This is a genomic window from Sedimentibacter sp. (genome assembly GCF_032080165.1).
Taxonomy (GTDB): domain Bacteria; phylum Bacillota; class Clostridia; order Tissierellales; family Sedimentibacteraceae; genus Sedimentibacter.
In genome coordinates, this window is record NZ_DAMASY010000012.1 from 110,223 (window position 1) to 112,961 (window position 2,739).

Here is a 2,739-nt window from a genome sequence, read left to right on the forward strand (position 1 = left end):
CTCAGTTTTCGAATCATCTTTAACTCCGTTATAGTAGTATTCTATGCTGTAATTGAAGCTGCTTCTTGTATAGTAGAAGTTAATTGTTGCGGGACCTGCCGGCATTTTCCCCTTAACATTATTAACATTTATAACCGCACCAATTAATCCAGAATGTTCTGCTTCATCAAATGTAAAACCTGTTATATCCGGTGCTGTCTTATCTACATCTTGACCTTCAAATAATGTTTCGTTTTCTGAATCTAACAATATATCTTCTGAAGTCGTACGCTCATAATAGTTAATTGTTAATGTTCTGGACGGCAATACATTAATAGTTACAGTAGCTAAATTCGATAAATAGTTATCATTTATATCTTTATCGTCATCGGTTTTGTTAATATTCACAAAGTTTTTATATTGAAACTCAGCAAGACCTGTAAAACCATCCGTCGGTGTAAACACAAATGAACCATCATCGTTTATTATTACTGTTCCTGCTATATTAAGTGTTCCTTTTTCGTATATTTCAACCGTTCCTTGCGTGCCTATTACTATTTCCTCATCGCTTACAACAGTATGAACCATTAATTCAGATATTGTATATCCATCATCATCTAATATTTTATCTTCATCAATTTTATCATTTGCTAATATACCCGTTTCTTTATTTACGGTCAGTACAGAATCCATATTTGTAGTATAATATTCACCTGTTGCTGTCGGGTCATCATTTGCTATAGGATTTAACACTACTAACGGTTGTGGAAATTCCTTTGTTCCGACTCCGCCTCCCGGTGTATTGAATGTATAATCATATATAGCAGATTTACCGTCAGCGTCTTTGTTTGTATACGCTGTACCATATACACCGTTTATTGGTTCAATTGCATATGGTGTTAATTCATAAGCATCATCTCCTGCCGGAATATCATAGAAAGTCAATATTGTGTTTCCATCAGCATCCTCATCTATATCAACTCCGTCAGCTATGAGAGCTGCTACAGATTCTGGAGTAAGCTCAAAATACCAAGGTATTGTATCAATTACCGTACCGGTTGCCATTGCTGAAATCTTTGATGCTATCTCCGTATAAATCTTAATTATTTCAGTTTCAGCAACCGTTGAATTCGTCGAAGTGATTGGATAATACGCAACAGCATAACTTTCTGAAGGAGCACTTGAAAAACTCGGATTAGTATTTATCATACTAAAAGGTGGTTGTTGCATAAACTTTTGTGCTATTGTAACATCATTTCCTGTTAATGCTCCTATAAGCCCAACGTTATAGATAGTACTATCTGTTTTATTTTTTAAAGCTATCGCTGCTGTGAGAGCTTCATTGAAGTCGCTTACAGTTGTGCGGTTACCACCACCATCATAATTACTGCCAGAGGTATAATGATATGTAGGAACACCATCTGTCATAAAAACAGTAACAAAATCAGCATTGGAACGCTTCAATGAATGAAGTTGGTTAGCAACTAAAAAACCACCTTCTGTATTTGTTCCGCCACCATTACCAGCTAAAGCATTAATTGCAGTATTAATTTTACTTAAATCTGTTGAAAAATGATTTGAAGAAAAACTATTACCGTAAGATGTCCAGCTGCCACTGTTAAAGTTATAAGCAGAAGCTGTGGATCCATATCTGACTACCGCTATTCTTGCATCAATAGATGAATTGAGAATTTCTGACGCAAATTTTTTTGCTGCCGCCTCCGTCATGTTTACTAAGGAAGAAGTCATACTGTTTGAATTGTCTAATATTAAAACAATGTCAGTATACTTGGTTATATCCTTACCTTTTACAGATAGAGTCAACTCATAAGTTCCATCAGACAACTCTTCTACTTCTTTTGTAAGTTCTATATCTTCTTCAGTTGGAGGATCTTCAGGTTGTTCTGTGTAATACACTTTTATCTGCATATAATCAACATATGCTGTTCTTTCATAATCAGCATTATTTCTAACAGATAATACTACACCAAAGTTGTTGTTATTTATATCAGCAGGTGTCCATGATGTATTCCATAAATCGTTTGAATCTCCATATCTTGCAGCCCCTTCTCCGTTAGGCCAATCCGTAGTAGTCGCAGCTTTATTAGCAGCTTGCACGTCTCCGTTTTTAACAAGCTTTACTTCACTGTCTCTTATTCTACCCCCCAAAATTCCGGTTGAAGAATATCTGCCTATAATTACCTCAATGCCATCGATGGTTGCTCCATCAGGAATGTTGAAACCATAGTTTGAGCCTTTCAGATATCTGCTTGTTCCACTACTACTTAGTGAAACAGATGCATAATTGTTATCATTTGAAACAATTCTACCTGAATTATTCCAATTTGTTCCGGAACCAGCAGGGCTGCCTGTTCCGGGATATTTTGCCGCCTCAGCAGCACTTACCATATTCCCCGGCATGCTTGGAATTAACATCAGCAAAGCAATTGTAAAACATAAAACTTTTTTGAGTATATTCGGTTTATTCATAAATTGTCCTCCTTTCTTTAAAATTTTTGTTTCTTTATATTCCTCGTTTTTATTGCGTATAAACAATTTATCAACAATCATTTAATACTCAACACCTCCTTTCTTATCTCTTCATTAATAAATTATAATTATATATAGAACAGCTTCCCCGTCTATGAAGGTTAGCTGTATTCTAACAAGGGAGATCCTTCACTACGTTCAGGATGACGTAGTCATTAATCATGACCACCGGCTGAGCCGGTGGTTTGCTCTTGCCCTATAAGGGCATGG

General features: G+C 35.9%; 1 protein-coding gene. It reads right to left on the reverse strand.

The window, feature by feature from the left end:
- Positions 1–2,469 (reverse strand): VWA domain-containing protein (locus RT412_RS14905; protein ID WP_313342820.1); only part of this gene is annotated, 2,469 nt, incomplete at its 3' end.
- Between the last annotated feature and the right edge of the window lie 270 nt (positions 2,470–2,739).